The 2,367-nt window shown below is 39.5% G+C and carries 4 protein-coding genes; all 4 read right to left on the minus strand.

The annotated features are described in order from the left end of the window. Positions 1 to 147 precede the first annotated feature (147 nt). Complete coding sequence (locus BTHERMOSOX_RS10445) at positions 148 to 417, minus strand: hypothetical protein (RefSeq protein ID WP_138121086.1); 270 nt, start codon at positions 415 to 417, stop codon at positions 148 to 150. A gap of 225 nt (positions 418 to 642) precedes the next feature. Next, a complete protein-coding gene (locus BTHERMOSOX_RS10450) occupies positions 643 to 1,062 on the minus strand; it encodes a DUF6941 family protein (protein ID WP_138121087.1) in 420 nt (139 codons plus the stop codon). 4 nt (positions 1,063 to 1,066) lie between these two features. Beyond that, positions 1,067 to 1,699, minus strand: a complete 633-nt coding sequence (locus BTHERMOSOX_RS10455) for a type II TA system antitoxin MqsA family protein (RefSeq protein ID WP_138121088.1) — start codon at positions 1,697 to 1,699, stop codon at positions 1,067 to 1,069. A 3-nt stretch (positions 1,700 to 1,702) separates the two neighbouring features. Next, positions 1,703 to 2,083: a hypothetical protein gene (locus tag BTHERMOSOX_RS10460; RefSeq protein WP_138121089.1), complete on the minus strand. Its 381-nt coding sequence runs from the start codon at positions 2,081 to 2,083 to the stop codon at positions 1,703 to 1,705. Between the last annotated feature and the right edge of the window lie 284 nt (positions 2,084 to 2,367).

Below are 2,367 nucleotides of genomic sequence, written 5' to 3' on the forward strand. Positions count from 1 at the left end.
TGAGCTATCGCTATGTTTTCTTTTAGTTGATCTACAATTGATTTTGAAAAAGTGAGGATTGCCACTTTGAATGTTTTTTATGAATGAGGCCGGTCGGAGCGGAAATTATAAACCAGCTTTCAATAATTACCTTCGCTTTTTTGGAAGTTATTTTTCTGAAAGTCTATATGTATGTGCCGCACTCTGGAGCATTGGGCGAAAACGTGATTTCCTTTCCATTATCTTGGGAAGCAACCGGATAGGCATGGTAGATTCTACTGCAATACCTTCAATTTCCGTTTGAAATGGCTCCAAGCCTTTCAGGATCTGATAAAGGTCACAACCCTGCTTCTTGCGATAAACAACGCTATCTTCTTCATTAATTATTTGTGTGACTACATTCGTTGAATGTAAATCCATTCCGACGTAAAGTTTCATCTTAGTCTCCTCGTTCGTTTGATACGATGCCACTTTACATTAATGGCACCGATTCAAGGCAGGCTAGATGATTATCAGGTCTTTCCATGTCATAGCGCTGTTGATTATCCGATTATATTTTAATGCGCTACAGAAAGACCTGACCCTCATTTTTTCTCATTTTCTCATTTTTCTGCTGACCCTCGTTTTTCTCGTTTTTTTTTGACCCTCGTTTTTTTGTGGGCGTTATTTGGATGGGGCATCTTTGATGTTAAACGGCAGTTTATGTACTTCGCCGTCTATGGATAGATTAAAATAGTATGTTCCCAGCCCTTTGATCTCAAAAGGTTTAGACTGTAACACGATTGTGTAGCTTTTCCCTTTTTCAATTATTCTTTTTCCAAAATCGATCTCATTGCCATTCGGCTGTTCACTAGGGTTGATAAACTGTCCTTTGATGTGATATTCGTGTTTGCTGTCAGGAGCATCGCTAATATTGACTAGAATTGCTACACGCTCAATAAGTCTGGGTATTTTTGGTGGGGTGTTATCTGTTTTTGCAGCATTTCGCACGATAATAGTTGAGTCTGGATAAAGCCCTAGTATTGTCTGTTTGCCAGTGACTTCAGACCTTATTTCGTCCGCTATTAGAAAATTTATTTTCATACAATCAATTTTGTGGATTATGTTGATAATGTATTTCTTCTGTAATGGAGGTAGTGTTAAAAAATTCTTCAACCCCGCTGTTTCCGGTAGTGTCAATATTTGAACCAGAAATATATGTATTTCCTATAGTCATAGATACACCTAGTTCGTTTGTGTTCTTTGAAATAATGACTACGACAGGTGGCTTAAAGAGGTTTTTTAAAAAAATAACCGCAGGTTGTCCGATGGCGCTTGTCAGTCGTAGCAGACGATCCATTGCGAAACTTTGTAGTACCTCTCCGGATTCGTATTTGTTAAAGGCATTATATCCACCACCAAACAAGACAGCAGCTTCTCTCTGGTTAAGCCCAAGGTCCCTGCGTTTGTTGGCTATATCTTTGCCAAGAAGAAGCCCGTTAGTTGTCCGCAACTTATCCCTGATTATGGAGTAGGCTGCGCGAATTGTTGTCTCGTTATGATTGTGTTGTTCGGCTGAGGTCCATTTGTAGTGGCAGTGGTTGCATTTTGATTCTTGCATACCTTCTACATCTAATTCCATACCTCTGAAGTCAACAGTGTCACTGTATACAATCCAGTTAATATTTTCAGTGCCGCATTGCGGGCAGTCATGTTTATTTTGCGGTGTGAGGTTTTTCATTTCTTAATATTGTGATCCCGAGAGATGAAAGGTAACTAATCCGGCTGATTGCCCGTCTGGTGTGATTATAATCGCAATTTTTAGCGATAAGGAAACAGCTGGATAGTTTGGGTGGTTGCTCCTGGTTCGTGTATCTTCGTTCCAGTGGATTTCATATTGATCTGCATCAACATACTCATACTCATGCCCAGGGCAGTCATTAATTCTGCATTTTGGCACGGTTTTTTGAAAGTCGTTGCTATGCATTCCACAAAGCATTCTTGCTAAATCTTCGTTGCTCCATTCAAGTTTATCTAAGCTACTAGTCGTTCTCCTAGTATTTAGAAAACGCAGTTTTGATGAGTTTACTAACGATTTAAACTCGTCTAGATTATATCTTGCCATAAAGTTTTTACAATGTCACCATTATGGTGATTAATTCAAAGTGTAGTGCAACTTTTTTAAATTTCTTACTTTTTACTCAGGCTTATATTTGGTGATGACAACACCGCAAATAATGATACTTTCATGCTGCTGGTTTATTGTCTGTGTCGTTAAACATGCGCTGAAAATCCTGGAAACGGAGCTTTAGCGAAGTGAAGATTTTTAGTCCGCGATAGCCGTAGGGCCGGTTGTTTTGTCGGAGTCTGAGCGATAGCGAAGGTGGAGACAAAATAAAAGGCCATCCG

The organism is Bathymodiolus heckerae thiotrophic gill symbiont (assembly GCF_900128515.1).
Lineage (GTDB): Bacteria > Pseudomonadota > Gammaproteobacteria > PS1 > Pseudothioglobaceae > Thioglobus_A.

Coding starts and splice junctions, on each gene's coding strand:
- BTHERMOSOX_RS10460 (WP_138121089.1), bottom strand. CDS start 2,083: ATGGCAAGATATAATCTAGACGAGTTTAAATCGTTAGTAAACTCATCA.
- BTHERMOSOX_RS10455 (WP_138121088.1), bottom strand. CDS start 1,699: ATGAAAAACCTCACACCGCAAAATAAACATGACTGCCCGCAATGCGGC.
- BTHERMOSOX_RS10450 (WP_138121087.1), bottom strand. CDS start 1,062: ATGAAAATAAATTTTCTAATAGCGGACGAAATAAGGTCTGAAGTCACT.
- BTHERMOSOX_RS10445 (WP_138121086.1), bottom strand. CDS start 417: ATGAAACTTTACGTCGGAATGGATTTACATTCAACGAATGTAGTCACA.